Origin of the sequence: Herbaspirillum sp., assembly GCF_017744395.1 — a bacterium.
Taxonomy (GTDB): Bacteria; Pseudomonadota; Gammaproteobacteria; order Burkholderiales; family Burkholderiaceae_D; genus Herbaspirillum.
This window is the reverse complement of sequence record NZ_JAGIBI010000006.1, coordinates 39,569-56,752: the sequence shown is the minus strand read 5'-3', so window position 1 is coordinate 56,752 and position 17,184 is coordinate 39,569. Positions and strand designations below refer to the sequence as shown.

Annotated in this window: 12 protein-coding genes and 1 other RNA gene; 6 read left to right on the top strand and 7 right to left on the bottom strand. The window is 63.9% G+C overall.

What is annotated here, in order from left to right:
• Nucleotides 1-48: 48 nt before the first annotated feature.
• A complete protein-coding gene (gene dnaE / locus J7548_RS15165) occupies nucleotides 49-3,507 on the bottom strand; it encodes a DNA polymerase III subunit alpha (RefSeq protein WP_290975734.1) in 3,459 nt (1,152 codons plus the stop codon).
• A 189-nt stretch (nucleotides 3,508-3,696) separates the two neighbouring features.
• Here dnaE and J7548_RS15160 point away from each other — a divergent pair, with 189 nt between their 5' ends.
• Nucleotides 3,697-4,578 carry a sulfurtransferase gene (locus tag J7548_RS15160; protein ID WP_290975731.1) on the top strand — a complete coding sequence of 294 codons (882 nt, stop codon included), beginning with the start codon at nucleotides 3,697-3,699 and terminating at the stop codon, nucleotides 4,576-4,578.
• Between the two features lie 68 nt (nucleotides 4,579-4,646).
• Here J7548_RS15160 and J7548_RS15155 read toward each other — a convergent pair whose 3' ends face one another.
• Complete coding sequence (locus J7548_RS15155) at nucleotides 4,647-5,222, bottom strand: NAD(P)H-dependent oxidoreductase (RefSeq protein ID WP_290975729.1); 576 nt, start codon at nucleotides 5,220-5,222, stop codon at nucleotides 4,647-4,649.
• 80 nt (nucleotides 5,223-5,302) lie between these two features.
• Nucleotides 5,303-6,004 carry a pirin family protein gene (locus tag J7548_RS15150; protein WP_290975726.1) on the bottom strand — a complete coding sequence of 234 codons (702 nt, stop codon included), beginning with the start codon at nucleotides 6,002-6,004 and terminating at the stop codon, nucleotides 5,303-5,305.
• Between the two features lie 163 nt (nucleotides 6,005-6,167).
• Here J7548_RS15150 and J7548_RS15145 point away from each other — a divergent pair, with 163 nt between their 5' ends.
• Together J7548_RS15145 and gluQRS are read left to right on the top strand one after the other, a co-directional pair.
• A complete protein-coding gene (locus J7548_RS15145) occupies nucleotides 6,168-7,106 on the top strand; it encodes a LysR family transcriptional regulator (RefSeq protein WP_290975723.1) in 939 nt (312 codons plus the stop codon).
• Nucleotides 7,103-7,987, top strand: coding sequence for a tRNA glutamyl-Q(34) synthetase GluQRS (gene gluQRS, locus J7548_RS15140; protein ID WP_290975719.1), 885 nt, complete (start codon nucleotides 7,103-7,105; stop codon nucleotides 7,985-7,987). Before J7548_RS15145 ends, gluQRS begins: the two co-directional genes overlap by 4 nt.
• A gap of 84 nt (nucleotides 7,988-8,071) precedes the next feature.
• On the opposite strand, the gene J7548_RS15135 is transcribed toward gluQRS, so the two are convergent.
• Both J7548_RS15135 and J7548_RS15130 read right to left on the bottom strand, forming a co-directional pair.
• Nucleotides 8,072-9,523: a DEAD/DEAH box helicase gene (locus J7548_RS15135; protein WP_290975717.1), complete on the bottom strand. Its 1,452-nt coding sequence runs from the start codon at nucleotides 9,521-9,523 to the stop codon at nucleotides 8,072-8,074.
• A 411-nt stretch (nucleotides 9,524-9,934) separates the two neighbouring features.
• Nucleotides 9,935-10,618 (bottom strand): fumarylacetoacetate hydrolase family protein, encoded by a 684-nt coding sequence (locus J7548_RS15130; protein WP_290976659.1) that lies wholly within the window; start codon nucleotides 10,616-10,618, stop codon nucleotides 9,935-9,937.
• 286 nt (nucleotides 10,619-10,904) lie between these two features.
• Here J7548_RS15130 and J7548_RS15125 point away from each other — a divergent pair, with 286 nt between their 5' ends.
• On the top strand, nucleotides 10,905-12,722 hold the full coding sequence (locus J7548_RS15125) for a tetratricopeptide repeat protein (protein WP_290975714.1): 1,818 nt from the start codon (nucleotides 10,905-10,907) through the stop codon (nucleotides 12,720-12,722).
• Nucleotides 12,723-12,900: 178 nt separating this feature from the next.
• Complete coding sequence (locus tag J7548_RS15120; RefSeq protein ID WP_290975711.1) at nucleotides 12,901-13,935, top strand: glucokinase; 1,035 nt, start codon at nucleotides 12,901-12,903, stop codon at nucleotides 13,933-13,935.
• 47 nt (nucleotides 13,936-13,982) lie between these two features.
• Here the strand turns inward: J7548_RS15120 and ffs are convergent.
• Both ffs and ubiD read right to left on the bottom strand, forming a co-directional pair.
• An RNA gene (gene ffs / locus J7548_RS15115) (signal recognition particle sRNA small type) lies at nucleotides 13,983-14,081 on the bottom strand.
• Between the two features lie 130 nt (nucleotides 14,082-14,211).
• The gene (ubiD, locus tag J7548_RS15110) at nucleotides 14,212-15,696 is read right to left on the bottom strand and encodes a 4-hydroxy-3-polyprenylbenzoate decarboxylase (protein WP_290975709.1); all 1,485 of its coding nucleotides are present in this window, start codon (nucleotides 15,694-15,696) and stop codon (nucleotides 14,212-14,214) included.
• A gap of 468 nt (nucleotides 15,697-16,164) precedes the next feature.
• Here ubiD and J7548_RS15105 point away from each other — a divergent pair, with 468 nt between their 5' ends.
• Complete coding sequence (locus J7548_RS15105) at nucleotides 16,165-17,139, top strand: lytic transglycosylase domain-containing protein (protein WP_290975706.1); 975 nt, start codon at nucleotides 16,165-16,167, stop codon at nucleotides 17,137-17,139.
• Nucleotides 17,140-17,184 lie beyond the last annotated feature (45 nt).

The window sequence follows — 17,184 nt, the reverse complement described above, 5'->3', positions numbered from 1 at the left end:
CAGAACCAACACATTCGGGCCCGACGCTCGCGGGACCGATGATGCCGCTCAATACTCCACCACCACCGCTTCCTTCCCAAACGAAGCCACCAGCGAACTCTGCAAGCTGTCGCTCGGATTGACCCGCCAGGCATCCCCCAGCACCACCTCGCAGCCGGCATCCGGCTGCAGGTAGCGCATCACGAACGGCAAGCCCTGCTCCTGGCGATGGGCCGACAGCGTGTCGCGCAGCAAGGCGGTATCGACCGCCTTGTTGATCTGCACCACCATGCGCACCCCGTACTGGATGCGCGCGGCGCCCAGGTCCATCACCTTCTCGGCCGACACCCGCAGCCCGCCATTGAAGCGGTCTTCGGAAACGCGGCCTTGCACCACCAGCAGCTCGTCTTCCTTGATCAGGTGCTTGAACGGCTCGAACACTTCGTTGTAGATGGATGCCTCGATCACGCCGGTGCCGTCGTCCAGCGTGCAGATCACCAGCTTGCCGCGCTGGGTCATCTGCACCCGCACGCCGGTGATGATGCCGGCCATGCTGCGCGGTTCGCGCGAGGGCTCCAGGCTGGAGATCTTGGTGCGTACGAAACGGCGCACTTCCTTTTCGTAGGCAGAGAACAGGTGGCCCGACAGGTAGAAGCCCAGCGCGCCCTTCTCTTCGGTCAGGCGCTGCTTGTCGCTCCAGGGCGGCACGTCGACGTATTCCAGCGGCGCTTCGAGGTCGCTGTCGTCGCCGCCGAACAGGCTGACCTGGTTGGCCGATTTCTCGGCCTGTTCCGCGCTTTCCCAGGCCAGGTTGACCGAGGCTTGCAGCACGGCGCGGTCGACCTTGAAGCAGTCGAAGGCGCCAGCGCGGATCAGCGAGTCGATGGTGCGGCGGTTGATCTGCTTTTTGTCGACGCGCTTGGCGAAGTCGAACAGGTCCTTGAACGGGCCGTCCTTGCGCGCTTCCAGGATCGATTCGATGGCATTCTGGCCGGCGCCCTTGACCGCGCCCAGGCCGTAGCGGATCTGCGTCGCCTTCTTGCCCGGCTCGCCTACCGGCACGAAGCGATAGTCGGACTGGTTGATGTCGGGTGGCAGGATCGACAGCTTGCAGACGTCGATCGAATCCTCGATCAGGATCTTGACCTTGTCGGTGTCTTCCATCGCCAGCGACAAGTTGGCTGCCATGAACGCGGCCGGGTGGTGCGCCTTGAGGTAGGCGGTGTAGTACGACAGCAGCGCGTAGGCGGCGGCGTGCGACTTGTTGAAGCCGTAGCCGGCGAACTTTTCCATCAAGTCGAAGATCTCGTCGGCCTTTTCGGTCGACAGGCCGTTCTTGGCGGCGCCGGCACGGAACAATTCGCGGTGCTCGGCCATTTCCTCGGCCTTCTTCTTGCCCATCGCGCGGCGCAGCAAGTCGGCGCCGCCCAGCGAGTAGCCGCCGATCACCTGCGCCATCTGCATCACCTGCTCCTGGTAGACCATGATGCCGTAGGTCTCGGAGAGGATGCCCTCGGTACGCGGGTCCGGGTAATCGAAGGCTTCGCCGTGCTTGCGCTTGCAGAAGTCGGGGATCAGGTCCATCGGGCCCGGGCGGTACAGCGCCACCAGCGCGATGATGTCCTCGAAGCGGTCGGGCCGCGCGTCCTTCAACATGCCTTGCATGCCGCGGCTTTCAAGCTGGAACACGGCGACCGTCTTGGCCTTGGTCAGCAGCTCGTAGGAAGCGCGGTCGTTGAGCGGCAGCTTGGCCAGGTCGAAGTCGGCCATGGCCGGGTCGAGCATGCGGATGTAGCGCTCGGCGCGGTCGAGGATGGTCAGCGTGGTCAGGCCCAGGAAGTCGAACTTCACCAGGCCGACGGCCTCCACATCGTCCTTGTCGTACTGCGACACCACGCCGGCGTCGCCACCCTGGGTGTAGAGCGGGCAGAAGTCGGTCAGCTTGCCGGGGGCGATCAGCACGCCGCCGGCGTGCATGCCGATGTTGCGGGCGATGCCTTCGACCTGCTGGGCCAGGCCCATCAGCTGCTTCACTTCCTCTTCGTTTTCCAGGCGCTCCTTGAGCAGCGGCTCTTCCTCGATGGCGTCTGCCAGCGTCACCAGCTTGCCGGGCTTGAACGGGATCAGCTTGGAGATGCCGTCGCAGAAGTTGTAGCCGAGGTCGAGCACGCGGCCGACGTCGCGCACCGCGCCCTTGGCCGCCATGGTGCCGAAGGTGGCGATCTGCGAGACCGCCTCCTTGCCGTAGCGGTCCTTCACGTACTGGATCACGCGGTCGCGGCCTTCCTGGCAGAAGTCGATGTCGAAGTCGGGCATCGAGACCCGCTCCGGGTTCAGGAAGCGTTCGAACAGCAGGTTGTAGCGCAGCGGGTCGAGGTCGGTGATCAGGAGGCAGTACGCCACCAGCGAGCCGGCGCCGGAGCCCCGGCCCGGGCCGACCGGCACGCCGTTGTTCTTGGCCCACTGGATGAAGTCGGCCACGATCAGGAAGTAGCCCGGGAACTTCATCTTGATGATGGTGTTGTTCTCGAACTCCAGGCGCGCCTCGTAGCGCGGGCGCTGCTTCTCGCGTTCGGCCTCGTCCGGGTACAGGTGCTTCAGGCGCTCTTCCAGGCCGGCCTTGGTCTGCGCCACCAGGAAGTCGTCGATGGTCATGCCGTCCGGCGTGGGGAAGTCCGGCAGTTGCGGCTTGCCCAGTTGCAGCACCAGGTTGCAGCGCTTGGCGATCTCGATGGTATTGGCGATGGCGCCGGGCAGGTCGGCAAACAGCTCGGCCATCTCGGCCTGCGACTTGAAGTACTGCTGGTCGTTGAAGCGGCGCACGCGGCGCGCATTGGCCAGTATCTCGCCTTCGGCGATGCAGGTGCGCGCCTCGTGGGCGATGAATTCCTCGGTGGACTGGAACTGGATCGGATGCGTGGCCACCGTCGGCAAACCCAGCCTGGCGCCCAGCGCCACGGTCTGGCGTACCTGGATATCCATGTTGGCCTGGCCCGCGCGCTGGATCTCGAGGTAATAGGCGCCCGGGAAAATCGTGGCCCAGCGCTTGGCGCATTCCTCGGCCAGCGCCAGGTTGCTGTTGTCGATCGCGATGCCGACATCGCCGCCCTGGGCGCCGGACAAGGCGATCAGGCCGTTGCCGCCGTCCTGGTGGCGCAACGCGTCCAGCCATTCGATGCGTATCTCGGCGCGGCCCTTGTAGAGGTTTTCCAGCCAGGCCTTGGACAGCAGCTCGCACAGCTGCAGGTAGCCGTGGCGGTTCTTCACCAGCAGCAGCAGGCGCGACGGTTTTTCGCGGTCGGCGTCGTTGGTGATCCAGACGTCGCAGCCGGCGATGGGCTTGATGCCCTTGCCGCGCGCGGCCTTGTAGAACTTGACCATGCCGAACAGGTTGGCCAGGTCGGTGACTGCCATCGCCGCCTGGCCATCCTTGGCGGCGGCCTTGACGACGTCATCGATGCGCACCAGGCCGTCGACGATGGAGTACTCCGAATGCAGTCGGAGGTGAACGAATTGCGGTGTAGTCATAGGGGCGCATTTTACCGGAGGTTGGGGTTTTCCCCGACCTGAATTAGCCGGTATCGGGCCGGCAATCCATGCTTGACATGGGCATCGCGCAAGCCTGCTTGATCTGCATCACGGAAGCCCCAAATTGCTGCGGGAACCTGCTCCTCGCGTATATAATGCTGACAATTCAAAGACTTAGAGCACAGAACCATGCAGTCCCCGGATACACCCTACGTCAACATCGCCGCCTACAAATTCATCACCTTCGACGACACCGCCGAAAAGCGCGCCGAATTCCTGGACATTTGCCAAAAGAACAACCTGCGCGGCACCGTACTGCTCACGCCTGAAGGCATCAACATGTTCCTGGCCGGCCTGCGCCACGAGATCGACGCCTACCTGGCCTGGCTGCGCGCCGATGCCCGTTTCGCCGACATCGTGGTCAAGGAAAGCTTTTCCGCGAAGCAACCGTTCACGCGCATGCTGGTCAAGCTCAAGGCCGAGATCATCACGATGAAGCATCCGCTGATCAAGCCTGAAGAAGGCCGCGCGCCGTCGGTGGAGCCGCAAGACCTGAAGCGCTGGCTGGACCAGGGCCATGACGACAATGGCAAACCGGTGGTAATGGTCGATACCCGCAACGGTTTCGAAGTCGATGTCGGCACCTTCGAGAATACGGTCGACTACCGCATCGCCAAGTTCACCGAATTCCCGCAGGTCATCAAAGACCACAAGGCCGACTTCGACGGCAAGACCGTGGTCACGTTCTGCACCGGCGGCATCCGCTGCGAGAAGGCCGCGATCCATATGCAAAACATCGGCTACGACAGCGTCTACCAGCTCGAAGGCGGCATCCTGCGCTACTTCGAGGAAGTCGGCGGGGCCCACTACAAGGGCGACTGCTTCGTGTTCGACTACCGTACCGCGCTCAGCCCCGACCTGAAGGAAAGCCAGACCGCGCAATGCTTCGCCTGCCGCGCCGTGGTCACGCCGCGCGAGCAGCTGTCGCCGGACTACGTGCCGGGCAAGTCCTGCCCGTACTGCGCGCCGAAGCAGCGCGCCGCAGCCGAGGCTACGGCCGCCCAAGCCTGAGCGCCCTTCTCCCCGCGCCAATGAAAAAGCCCACCTCACGGTGGGCTTTTTGCTGGACCGGCGTCCGATTACTTCTTGAACTTGGCGGTGGTTTCGACCACGCGCGCGCCGAACAGCTTGGCGGTTGCCAGGTCGCCCGGCAGCGGGCCTTCTTCCGGCGAGGAATCCGACGGGCTTTGCGCCATCAGGCCCGAGAAGGAGCCGACGAAGTTGATGTCGTTGCGCTGCGCGGCCTTGCTGTTGGAAGGCATCAGGCCGGTGCCGACCCAGACCATGCTGTGCTGCATGCCCAGCGTGAACAGGTAGTGCAGGGTCGACAGCTTGTCGCCGTTCATGGTGGCCGAGTTGGTGAAGGCGGCGCCGACCTTGTCTTTCCACTTCTGGCTGAACCAGGGCTTGGACGAGGCGTCGGCGAATTTCTTGAACTGCCACGAGACGGAGCCCATGTAGGTCGGCGAACCGAAGATGATGGCGTCGGCCGCATCCAGCGTCGCCCAGTCGGCGTCGGTGATGTTGCCTTCGGCGTTGATGGCGATCAGGTCGACGCTGGCGCCGGCAAACGCTGCGGCGCCGGCATGGACTGCCTCCGCCAGTTTCTTGGTGTGGCCGTAGCCGGAATGGTAGACGATGGCGACTTTAGTCATGATGTTTCCTTCTCGAGTGGGAGTTTGCTTGCTTCAAAAAAACCGCCGGGTGATCGGCTCCGGCGGGTACTGCAAAAAACTTAACGCGGCAGGTCGAACAGTAGCACTTCGGCCTTGTCGCCGCCGCTGATTTCCAGCTTGTCGACTTCAGCCAGCTTGAGCGCGTCGCCGGCTTCCAGCGCCTGGCCGTTGACGCTCACCTTGCCGCGCGCCACGTGCACATAACCCAGGCGCCCTGCCGGCAGCGCATAGCTGGCGTGCTGCTCGCCGTCGAACAGGCCGGCGTACAGCGACGCATCCTGGTTCATGCTGACCGAACCGTCGCGGCCGTCCTTGGAAACGACCAGACGCAGGCGGCCATCCTTGTCGGCAGCCGAGAAATGCGCCTCCTGGTAGCCCGGCTCGGCGTTGGCGCGCTCCGGCATGATCCAGATCTGCAGGAAGTGCGTGGTGCCGTCCTTCGAGTGGTTGTACTCGGAGTGGCGCACGCCGGTGCCGGCGCTCATGCGCTGGACGTCGCCGGGACGGATCACGCTGCCGTTGCCCATGCTGTCCTTGTGGGCCAGTTCGCCTTCCAGCACGTAGGAGATGATCTCCATGTCGCGGTGGCCGTGGGTACCGAAGCCCTGGCCGGCGGCCACGCGGTCTTCGTTGATCACGCGCAGCGGGCCGAAGCCCATGTGCTGCGGGTCGTAATAGTCGGCGAAGGAAAAGCTGTGATACGAATCCAGCCAACCATGGTTGGCGTGTCCACGATCGTTTGCTTTGCGCAGTTGCATCATGACAACACCCCTTTCAATGAATTTTGTATGCCTCGGAATTGATTCATACAAATTGTTTGTCGATGTAGCCACTATAGACACTATCTTTTTCCGGCATAAGGCCTAAAATTCATACAGCTCATTCAAATAATTTAAACAAGATAGAACATCACGAGGCGTCCTTTTGAACCTGACCCTGGAATCCCTGCTGATCCTCGACATGATCGACCGCAAGGGCAGCTTCGCCGCCGCCGCGCTGGCGCTGGATCGCGTGCCTTCGGCGCTGACCTACAGCGTGCGCAAGCTGGAAGACGACCTCGACGTCCTGCTGTTCGACCGTCGCGGCCACCGCGCCCAACTGACCCCGGCCGGCCAGCAATTGCTGCAGGAAGGCCGCCACCTGCTGCTGGCCGCCAACGACCTGGAGCAGCGCGTCAAACGCACCGCCACCGGGCGCGAGACTGAATTGCACATCGTGCTCAACAGCCTGATTCCGTTTTCCAAGATGCTGCCCATCATCGAGGCCTTCGACCGAGAACAGTCCGGCACCCGCTTGCGCTTCACGCCGGGCGTGCTGACCGGCGCCTGGGAAAAGCTGATCGAGGGCCGCGCCGACCTGGTCATCGGCGTGACGCTGGACGGGCCGGAAATCGTGCGCACCAGCGGGCGCTTCCAGATGCATGAGCTGGGCATGGTGGATTGGGTCTTTGCCGTCGCCCCGCAGCATCCGCTGGCCGCGGCAGAAGAACCGCTGCCGGCCGAACTGGTGCGCAGCCATCGGGCGGTGGCGGTAGGCGACAACAGCCAGTCGCTGCCGACGCTGACCATGGGCCTGCTGTCCGGCCAGGAGACGCTGACGGTGGCCACCGTGGCCGACAAGCTGGAGGCGCAACTGGCCGGGCTTGGCTGCGGCCATCTGCCGCGTATCTGGGCCGCGCCTTACCTGGCCAGCGGCGCGCTGGTCGAGAAGCAGACGCTGGCGGCCAAACCCAACGACAATTTCATGGTCGCCTGGCCCAAGGCGGAACAGGGCAAATCGCTCAAGTGGTTCATCCAGCACCTGGCGCGGCCGGAGGTGCAACGCTCGCTGCTGGGAGAGGTCGTACCCGGGAGGAACGCATGAACCGCAACGCTTACACCGGCCGCTTCGCCCCCTCGCCGTCCGGCCCGCTGCATGCGGGGTCGCTGGTGGCGGCCCTGGCCAGCTTCCTGGATGCGCGCGTGCATGAGGGCCGCTGGCTGGTGCGCATCGAAGACATCGACGAAACCCGCACCGTGCCCGGCGCCGCCGACGGCATCGTGGCAACGCTGGCGGCGCTGGACATGCACTCGGACGGCCCGGTGCTGGTGCAAAGCCGGCGCAAGGCCCGTTACCAGGTGGCACGCGAGCAATTGGGAACACATGCCTATCCCTGCGGCTGCAGCCGCAAGGAAATCGCCGATTCGCGCACCGGCATCGCCAGCGACGGCGCCGCCATCTACCCCGGCACCTGCCGCCACGGCCTGGCCCCCGGCAAGACCGCGCGCACGCTGCGCCTGCGCGTACCCGATGCCGGCATGCCGGGAGAACTGGTGCGCTTCGACGACCGCTGGCTGGGGCCGCAGCAGCAACACCTGGCCAGCGAAGTCGGCGACTTCGTGCTGCAGCGCGCCGACGGCTTCTGGGCGTACCAGCTGGCGGTGGTGGTGGACGATGCCGACCAGGGCATCACCGACATCGTGCGCGGCGCCGACCTGCTGGACTCGACGGCGCGCCAGATCTACCTGCAAGGCCTGCTGGGCTATCCGACGCCGCGTTACCTGCATGTGCCGCTGCTGATGAATGAGGTGGGGGAGAAATTTTCCAAGCAGAACGGCGCGCAGGCGATCGACCTCGGCCGCCCGTTGCAGGAGTTGCAACGGGCGGCGGCATTCCTTGGCTTGGAGACGAGCGCGGCGCATGACCGCGAGAGCTTCTGGAGCCTGGCGTCGGCAGCCTGGGATGTCCGCTTCGGCGGCCGCTGAACCAGATCTGGCGCGTACCGGATCAATCCCAACGCCGTAAAAAAAGCCCGCATATGCGGGCTTTCGTCTTGGACCGGGGCAGGATCAGCGCTTGGGCATGCCGCCCAGCAGCGCGGCCACCTTGGGCTTGGGGCGGTTCGATTTGGGCATCACTTCCGGCTTGGTCGACACCGCTTCGGCGCCGGCCGGCTCATACGGCTTCAGGAACCACGGATCGACCTTTTCCCGGCGCGGCGTCGGAGCGCCGTCGCGGCTGCGTTCGCTGCGCTCCGAGCGGCCACCGCGTTCTCCACGTTCGCTGCGCTCGCTACGTTCACCGCGTTCCGAACGCTCATGGCGCTCGCGGCTGCGCGGGGCAAAGCCGACCAGCTCCGCGCGTTCGAATTTCTTCTTGATCAGCTTTTCGATATCCACCAGCAAGCGCTCGTCCTTGTCGCAGAACAGCGAGATGGCGTCGCCCGATGCGCCGGCGCGGCCGGTGCGGCCGATGCGGTGGACGTAGTCCTCGGCGTTGTACGGCAGGTCATAGTTGATCACGCAAGGCAATTCGGCGATGTCGAGGCCGCGCGCGGCGACGTCGGTCGCCACCAGCACTTCGATCTGCCCCTGCTTGAAGGCTTCCAGCGCCGCCATGCGCTCGGCCTGGCTCTTGTCGCCGTGGATGGCCGAGGCATTGACGCCGTCCTTCTCCAACTGGCGCGCCAGGCGCGAGGCGCCGATCTTGGTGTTGGAGAACACGATCACCTGCTTCAGGCCGCGCTCGCGGATGATGTAGGTGACGGCATCGGCCTTGGCGGATTCGTCGACCTTGTAGATGGTTTGCGTGACGGTCTCGGCGGTGGCGTTGCTGCGCGCGACTTCGATGGTGACCGGGTTGTTCTGGAAGCTGGCGGCCAGCTTCTTGATCTCGGGCGAGAAGGTGGCCGAGAACATCAGGTTCTGGCGCTGCTTGGGCAGCAGGTTGATGATGCGCTGCAGGTCGGGCAGGAAGCCCATGTCGAGCATGCGGTCGGCTTCGTCCATCACCAGGATCTGGGTCTGCGACAGGTTCACCGTCTTTTGCTGCACGTGGTCGAGCAGACGGCCGGGAGTGGCGATCACGATCTCGACGCCGGCGCGCAAAGCGGCGGTCTGCGGCGCCATGTCGACGCCGCCGAACACCACGGTGGAGCGCAGCGGCGTGAAGCGCGAATAGGCCTTGACGTTGTCGGCCACCTGGTCTGCCAGCTCGCGGGTCGGCGTCAGGATCAGCGCGCGCACCGGGTGGCGCGCCGGCGATACGCTGGTGCTGGCGTAGGCCAGCAGGCGCTGGATAATGGGCAGCGAGAAGCCGGCGGTCTTGCCGGTGCCGGTCTGCGCCGCGCCCATCACATCGCGCCCTTGCAGCACGACGGGAATCGCCTGCGCCTGGATCGGGGTGGGATGGACATAGCCTTGTTCGGCCAATGCCTTCAGGATGTCGGGCGAAAGGCCGAAATCATCAAAGCGGACGGCGGGTGCAGCCGGTGCTGCGGACGCGGACGTGGTGTCGGACATGGTTTATTGCGAACGGTGCGACAGCGCCGCGGCAGCCTGTACAACGGCTCCGATGCATGGGGTGCATGCGCACGGGTTCAATTGCTTTCAGTGTTGAAGAGTATTACGAGAAACCGGGCCGGATAACGCGGCGGCTCGCTTCGGGTGATGCTTATGCTGACCGGGACCTGGGCCTGCCCGCATCGAATCTGCGTGCATGAACGCGCAAAAAGGCGCGTGGCCGTGTTGCCCGGAAGACCGCTATTATACGCCGCATCGCAACAGGCTTCATGACAGTTTGGTGTCCGTTTCCGGGAAGGGCGGGAAAAACAGCCTGAAACGTTGCGTTTTTTGCATTTTCCCTTCCCTTGAAAACCAAAGCGCCGCGCCCGACAGGGCTGCGGCGCTTTGGCCACTCGGCGGACAGACAACTCAGCCGATCGTGATGCTAAGGTCGGGCAAGCCGTCGACATGGCCTTCCAGCCTGTCGCCCTTGACCACCGCACCCACGCCTTCGGGCGTGCCGGTGTAGATCAGGTCGCCAGGGCACAGCTCGACCAGGCCCGACAGGTAGGAAATGGTTTCCGCCACGCTCCAGATCAGGTCGGACAGGTCGCCCTGCTGGCGCACTTCGCCATTGACCTTGAGCCAGACCGCGCCCTTGTCGGGGTGGCCGGCTTGGGACACCGGAAGCAGCGGCGCGCACGGGGCCGACTGGTCGAAGCCCTTGGCCATATCCCAGGGACGGCCCATCTTCTTGGCGGCGGACTGGATGTCGCGGCGCGTCATATCGAGGCCGACGGCATAGCCGAACACCAGTTCCAGCGCCTTTTCCACCGGCACATCGCGCCCGCCCTTGCCCAATGCCACCACCATCTCGATTTCATGGTGGTAGTCGCTGGTGGCTGCCGGATAGGGCACCACCGAACCGGTCGGCACGATGGCGTCGGCCGGCTTGGTAAAGAAGAATGGCGGTTCGCGGTCCGGGTCATGGCCCATTTCGCGGGCGTGGGCGGCGTAGTTGCGGCCGACGCAATAGATGCGGCGCACCGGGAAAGGATCGCCGCCGACCACGGGGATCGTGGTCTGAACAGGCGCGGGAATGGCGAAACTCATCGAGAAAGACTCCGTAGTGGATGTAAGCCGGTCGACCGGCCATTTTTGATCTTGCGGCATGGCATTCCGGGGCTGCCTTGCCTGCGCCAGTGTAAAAGAAAAGGGGCAAGGCTGCTTGGACGACCTCCCCGGCGCCGCTGGCGGAGATATAGGCGGCAATTCCGGCTGTAATCCGCTGGATAAAAGGCGGCGAATTTGGGACACTTGCGGCAACACAACGCGCGGCGCCGGGTATTTCCGGCCAGCCCGCTTTTTTATTGCCGTAGACCAAGCCCACCCTACTCCTATGCGTCAACCAGCAAATGCCGCCACCATCCTGTTGCAACAGGCCCTGGCACTGCACCAGAAGGGCCAGATGGCGCCCGCCGAAGCACTCTACAAGAAAGCGCTGGCCAAGGCGCCCGGCCATTTCGAAGCCAACTACCTGTACGGCATGCTCAAGCTGCACCAGGAAGACTGGGATGCCGCCCAGGCGCAGTTGGAAAAAGCGATCAAGCTCAATCCGAAGCACGTGGACACCTATTTCGACCACGCCGGCGCGCTGGAACAGCTCGGCCGCGACGCGGATGCGCTGCAAAGCTACGACAGCGCCATCGCGCTCAAGCCGGATTTCGCCGAGGCCTTCATCAAGCGCGCCCAGGTGCTGCGCCGGCTTGGCCGCCGCCGCGATGCGCTGGCCGATTGCGACAAGGCCGTGGCGCTGGCGCCCGACAACGCCGATGCCTGGTTCCAACGCGGCAATTGCATGCACGATGAGTTCCGCTTCCGCGAAGCGCAGGAGAGCTACAAGCGCGCGGTCGCGCTGCGGCCGGACTTCATCGAGGCGCTGTTCAACCTGGGCAATGCCCACAAGGATTTCTATCGGTTCGACGATGCGCTCGATGCCTACGATCGCGCCATCGCCGCCGCGCCCGACTTTCAGCAGGCCCATGCCAACAGGGGATACGCACTGTTCCGGCTACACCGCCCGCAAGAAGCGCTGCAAGCCTATGACCGCGCCCTTGAGCTGGACGATACCTCCCCCGACCTGTGGTTCAACCGCGCCTCGACGCTGGAAGAACTGCGCCGCTTCGACGAGGCCAAGGAAAGCTATCGCCGGGCCCAGATGCTCAACCCGGACACCAACTCCGCGCAATGGAACGAAGCCCTGATGCAATTGCGCCAGGGCGATTTCCGCAACGGCTGGCAGCAGTACGAAGCCCGCTGGGAAACCCGCCAGATGCGGGATCTCCGGCGCAATTTCCGCCAGCCCCTGTGGCTGGGCAAGGAATCGCTGCAAGGAAAAACCATCCTGCTGCACGCCGAACAGGGCTTCGGCGATACCTTGCAGTTCGCGCGCTATGTCCCGGTAGTCGCCGCCAAAGGCGCAAAGGTGATCCTGGAAGTGCAGCCGGAGCTGGCGCAACTGATGCGCAACCTGCCTGGCGTCAGCGAGGTGGTTACCGGCATGACAGCGTTGTCCCGGAATTTCGATTTCCATTGCCCGCTGATGAGCCTGCCGCTCGCCTGCGCCACCTTCTCCGAAGAGGAGATACCGCGCGCGCCCTACCTGAGCGTCGATGCCGCCCAATGGTCGGCATGGTACCAACGCCTGCCGCAAAACCGCGCCCTGCGCGTGGGCCTGGCCTGGTCCGGCAGTACGGCGTCGACCGACCCCAGCGCGGTCGCCATCGACGCCATGCGCTCGCTTCCGTTCCAAGAGCTGGCGCCCATCGTCGAGCTGGCGCGCAGCCAGGGCGGTGTCGAATTCGTCTCGCTGCAGGTCGGCTACGCCGCTGTTGCGCAGTTGCAGGCGCACCCGCTGCGCGACCACGTGCACGATTTTTCCGCCCACCTGACCGACTTTTCCGAAACCGCCGCGCTGGTCGCCAACCTCGACCTGGTCATCAGCGTCGACACCTCGGTTTGCCACCTGGCCGGCGCGCTGGGCAAGCCGGTCTGGCTGCTGAACCGCTTCAACGGCTGCTGGCGCTGGCAGGTCGACCGCACCGATACGCCCTGGTACCAGAATTTCACCATCTTCCGCCAGGATACTCAGGGAGACTGGAGCGGCGTCGTGGCGCAGATGCGTGAAGCGCTATCGCAGCACCTGGCCGGGGAATAAGCCGCCACGCCATCGCACCGGATTGCTTCCTGCTGGCAATCCGGTTTTTTTACGCCCTGCGGCAACCGGAACCTGCGTCGGCATATGGCCTCATAACACGCAGGGCCCTCTTCCGGCCCATAGCGGCGTGACATGGATGGCGAAACGCCCGCCATCCCGCAACGATGAGGACAACGGAATGCAGACTGTCCAGCAGAACAGCCCCACCACCCACCACGGCGCCGGCGACTATGCCGACGGCCCGCGCCTGCTGGCCGACATCGGCGGCACCAATGCGCGCTTCGCGCTGGAACCGGGGCCGAACCGGATTGAAGCCATCAAGACCCTGCCCGCCGCCGACTACCGCGAATTCACCGATGCCGTGCAAGCCTACCTGCGGCAAACCGGGCATCCGCCGGTGCGGCATGCGGTCGTCGCCATCGCCAACCCGGTGCAAGGCGACCAGATCAAGATGACCAACCACGACTGGGCTTTTTCGATCGAGGCCGCGCGCCAATTGCTGGGGTTCGGCACGCTGCTGCTGGTCAATGATTTCACCGCGCTGTCGATGGCGGTGCCGCAATTGCAGGCGCCCGATCTGCGGCAAATCGGCGGCGGCGCGGCGGCTGCCGGCAGCCCCATCGGCGTGGTCGGCGCCGGCACCGGCCTGGGCGTGGGCGGGCTGGTGCGCGGCGAAAACCGCTGGCTGCCGCTGGCCAGCGAAGGCGGCCATGTGTCTTTTTCCCCGGCCAATCCACGCGAAGCAAGCATTCTGGCTTACGGCTGGCGCACCTATGAACACCTGTCGGCCGAGCGGCTGGTGTCCGGTCCCGGACTGGAACTGATCCACCGGGCGCTGCTCGACGCCGACGGCCTGCCGGCAAAGGAACTGAAGGCGGGACAGATCGTGGAGCTCGGCCTGTTGCAAGGCGACCGCCTGTGCAAGGAAACCGTCGACATCTTCTGCAGCATGCTCGGCACCGTGGCGGCCAACCTGGCGGTCACGCTGGGCGCGCTGGGCGGGATCTACATCGGCGGCGGCGTCGTGCTGCACCTGGGCGATTACTTCGAACGCTCGCCGTTTCGCGCGCGCTTCGAAAACAAGGGACGCATGTCGGCGCTGACCAGGAAAATCCCGACCTACGTCATCACGGCCGAGTATCCGGCCTTCATCGGCGTGTCCGCCATGCTTGGAGAAAAACTGGGCGACCGGCGCCATGCGTCAGCGGGCTGAAGCCGCATCGCGGATGAACTGCTGGGAGAAGGGGGAATATAAAAGGAAGAGGCGAGCCTTGTCTGCGGCACTTGCGGGAAATGGCTGTGGCTGCTTCGTTCCCGACCTGACCAGGTTGACCATGCCACAATGCGCAGGGGCCCGCCGGGGCGAATTGTACTCCATTTCGGGCATCCCCGGCCAGCGAATTCGGCATCCGCTCCGCCGGCAATGAAAAAGCCGCGCAATTGTATAAACAATTTGCGCGGCTTTTTTTCAAGCGATCGCGGGCCCGGGTCAGATCCCCAACTGCTGCCAGATGTCGTCCACGCGGCGCTTGACCTCATCGGTCATGGCGATCGGCGTTCCCCATTCGCGGCTGGTTTCCCCGGGCCACTTGTTGGTGGCGTCGATGCCCATCTTGCTGCCCAGGCCGCTGATGGGCGAAGCGAAGTCGAGATAGTCGATCGGCGTGTTGTCCACCATGACCGTGTCGCGCACCGGATCGACGCGCGTGGTGATGGCCCAGATCACTTCCTTCCAGTCGCGGATATCGACATCCTCGTCGACCACCACGATGAACTTGGTGTACATGAACTGGCGCAGGAAGCTCCACACGCCGAACATCACGCGCTTGGCATGCCCGGCGTACGACTTCTTCATCTGCACCACCGCCATGCGGTAGCTGCAGCCTTCCGGCGGCAGGTAGAAGTCGGTGATTTCAGAGAACTGCTTCTGCAGCAACGGCACGAACACTTCGTTCAGGGCCACGCCCAGCACCGCCGGCTCATCGGGCGGCTTGCCGGTATAGGTCGAGTGGTAAATGGGATCGCGCCGCATGGTGATGCGATCGATGGTGAAGACCGGGAACCAGTCCTGCTCGTTGTAATAGCCGGTGTGGTCGCCATACGGCCCTTCCAGCGCGTGCTCGTATCCGGACGGATGATTGGCATCCGGATAGATGTGCCCTTCCAGCACGATCTCGGCGGAAGCCGGCACCCGCAACTCACTGCCAATGGCCTTGACCAGCTCGGTGCGGCTGCCGCGCAGGAGGCCGGCGAACTGGTATTCGGACAGGCTGTCCGGCACCGGCGTGACCGCGCCTAATATAGTGGCGGGATCGGCGCCCAGCGCGACCGCCACCGGATAAGGCTGGCCGGGGTTGGCGATGCCATGCTCGCGGAAATCGAGCGCGCCGCCGCGATGCGCCAGCCAGCGCATGATCACCTTGTTCGGTCCCAGCACCTGCTGGCGGTATATCCCCAGGTTCTGGCGCTTCTTGTGCGGCCCCTTGGTGATCACCAGGCCCCAGGTGATCAGTGGCGCCGCGTCGCCCGGCCAGCAATGCTGGATCGGCAAACGCGAGAGATCGACATCCTTGCCCTCCCACACCACATCCTGGCAAGGCGCCGAGCCGCGCTCTTTGGGCGCCATGTCCCACAGCGACTTGACCAGCGTGCCGAGCCCCAGCACATCCTTGATGCCCTTGGGCGGCTCCGGCTCCTTCAGGCGCGCCAGCAGGTGGCCGATACGGCGCAATTCGCCGATATCCTCAGCACCCATGCCCAATGCGACGCGGCGCGGGGTACCGAAAAGATTCGCCAGGACCGGGATATTTTTTTCATCCACACGCTCAAAAAGAAGCGCCGGACCTTCCGCACGAAGCGTGCGATCGCAGATCTCGGTCATCTCCAGATGGGAGGAAACAGGATGGGATACGCGCTTTAATTCGCCTTTTTGTTGCAACTTGGAAATAAAATCGCGCAGATCCGTATATTTCATACTTTTTAACAAATTTCTTTTTGCATGACAGCCGGCTCAGGTATCCCCGGCAAACGCTTGATTCTATTGATTTTTGAAGAAAGGCCGCGCCAAAAATGAGATTCAAAAGTTATAAAAATAAAATTTCATAGTATTGACTCGATATAAAGTGACTTCTACAATGCGCCCACCTGATCGAAAGGGAATGGGCTAAGAAGCTCAACAAGGCTTGTAACAATCACAACAAGCTTGCAAGGTATCCAGGGCTCCCGGGGGCCCAGTAACACAAAGAAGTGTCATCCAAGGCGTCAGCCTTACTCCCCGAAACATTGTCGTCCGACGGCATGGCCAGCAGGCCTCGCGGATGACTACTTGCCGTAACGCCTTGCGACGGTAACGTAATAGATTGCAGCAACGTCAGATTAGCTGTCCGGTCTCCACTTCTTGGCCGGTGAGCCCTGTATTTGCCGCAATAACGCAGGAGGTTCAATGTCTAACCAACCTACCGAGGCGCATTTAGCCTCGCAGATGGTTCAGCGCGCCGCAGCCTGGAATCCCTCCACGGCTGCCCGCATTGGTCAATTTTTCAGCGTTGCCCACCGTGCCATCACGGTACTCGGCATCGCCGCCCTGTTCGTACTCGGGCTGATGTTTTTCAATCCGGACCTGGCCGACAAGCTGATCAGCATGTCGCCGTTCTCGGATTCGGTCGACGAAATGCAAGCCGACGCGGCAACCGCTCCGCCGCTGGCCAAGCTGATGGCGCCGGCGACGCCGGCTTCCGCCATCCCGGCGATCGCCGGCGCCGCCACCGCGGCACCGGTGCCCGCACCGCCGATGTCGGCGGAAGATCGCCAGCTGCTGGGCACGCCGCGCCAGCAGAAGCTGGTCACCAGCTGGCTGGCCAAGCGCTACCGCGTGGCCAGCGATGCGGCTGACATGCTGGTCTCGGCCACCTACCTGACGGCACGCGACATCAAGCTCGATCCGCTGCTGATCCTGTCGGTGATCGCCATCGAATCGCGCTTCAATCCCTTCGCGGAAAGCCCGATGGGCGCGCAGGGCCTGATGCAGGTGATGTCCAAGGTGCACCATGACAAGTTCCAGGAACTGGGCGGCGTCAAGGCGGCCCTGAATCCGGTCGCCAACATCCGCGTCGGCTCGCAGATCCTGAAGGAATACGTGACCCGCGGCGGCTCGGTCGAAGCCGGCCTGAAGAGCTATGTCGGCGCGGCCGACATGGCCAACGACGGCGGCTACGGCATGAAGGTGCTGTCCGAGTACCAGAACCTGAAGCAAGTGGCGATGGGCAAGAACGTCTCGATCTATACCACCGCCACCATCAAGCTGCCGCCGGCGCCCGCTGTCTCTGCCAGCGCCGCCGCCAAGCCGGCAGCCAGCAACAACGTCGCCTCGGCCGCCCCTGCCAAGCCGAGGGCGGAAGAACAACTCGCTGCCTTATGAGCGTGTTGCGATTGAATATTACCGGTATTCAACACGCAAAAAAGG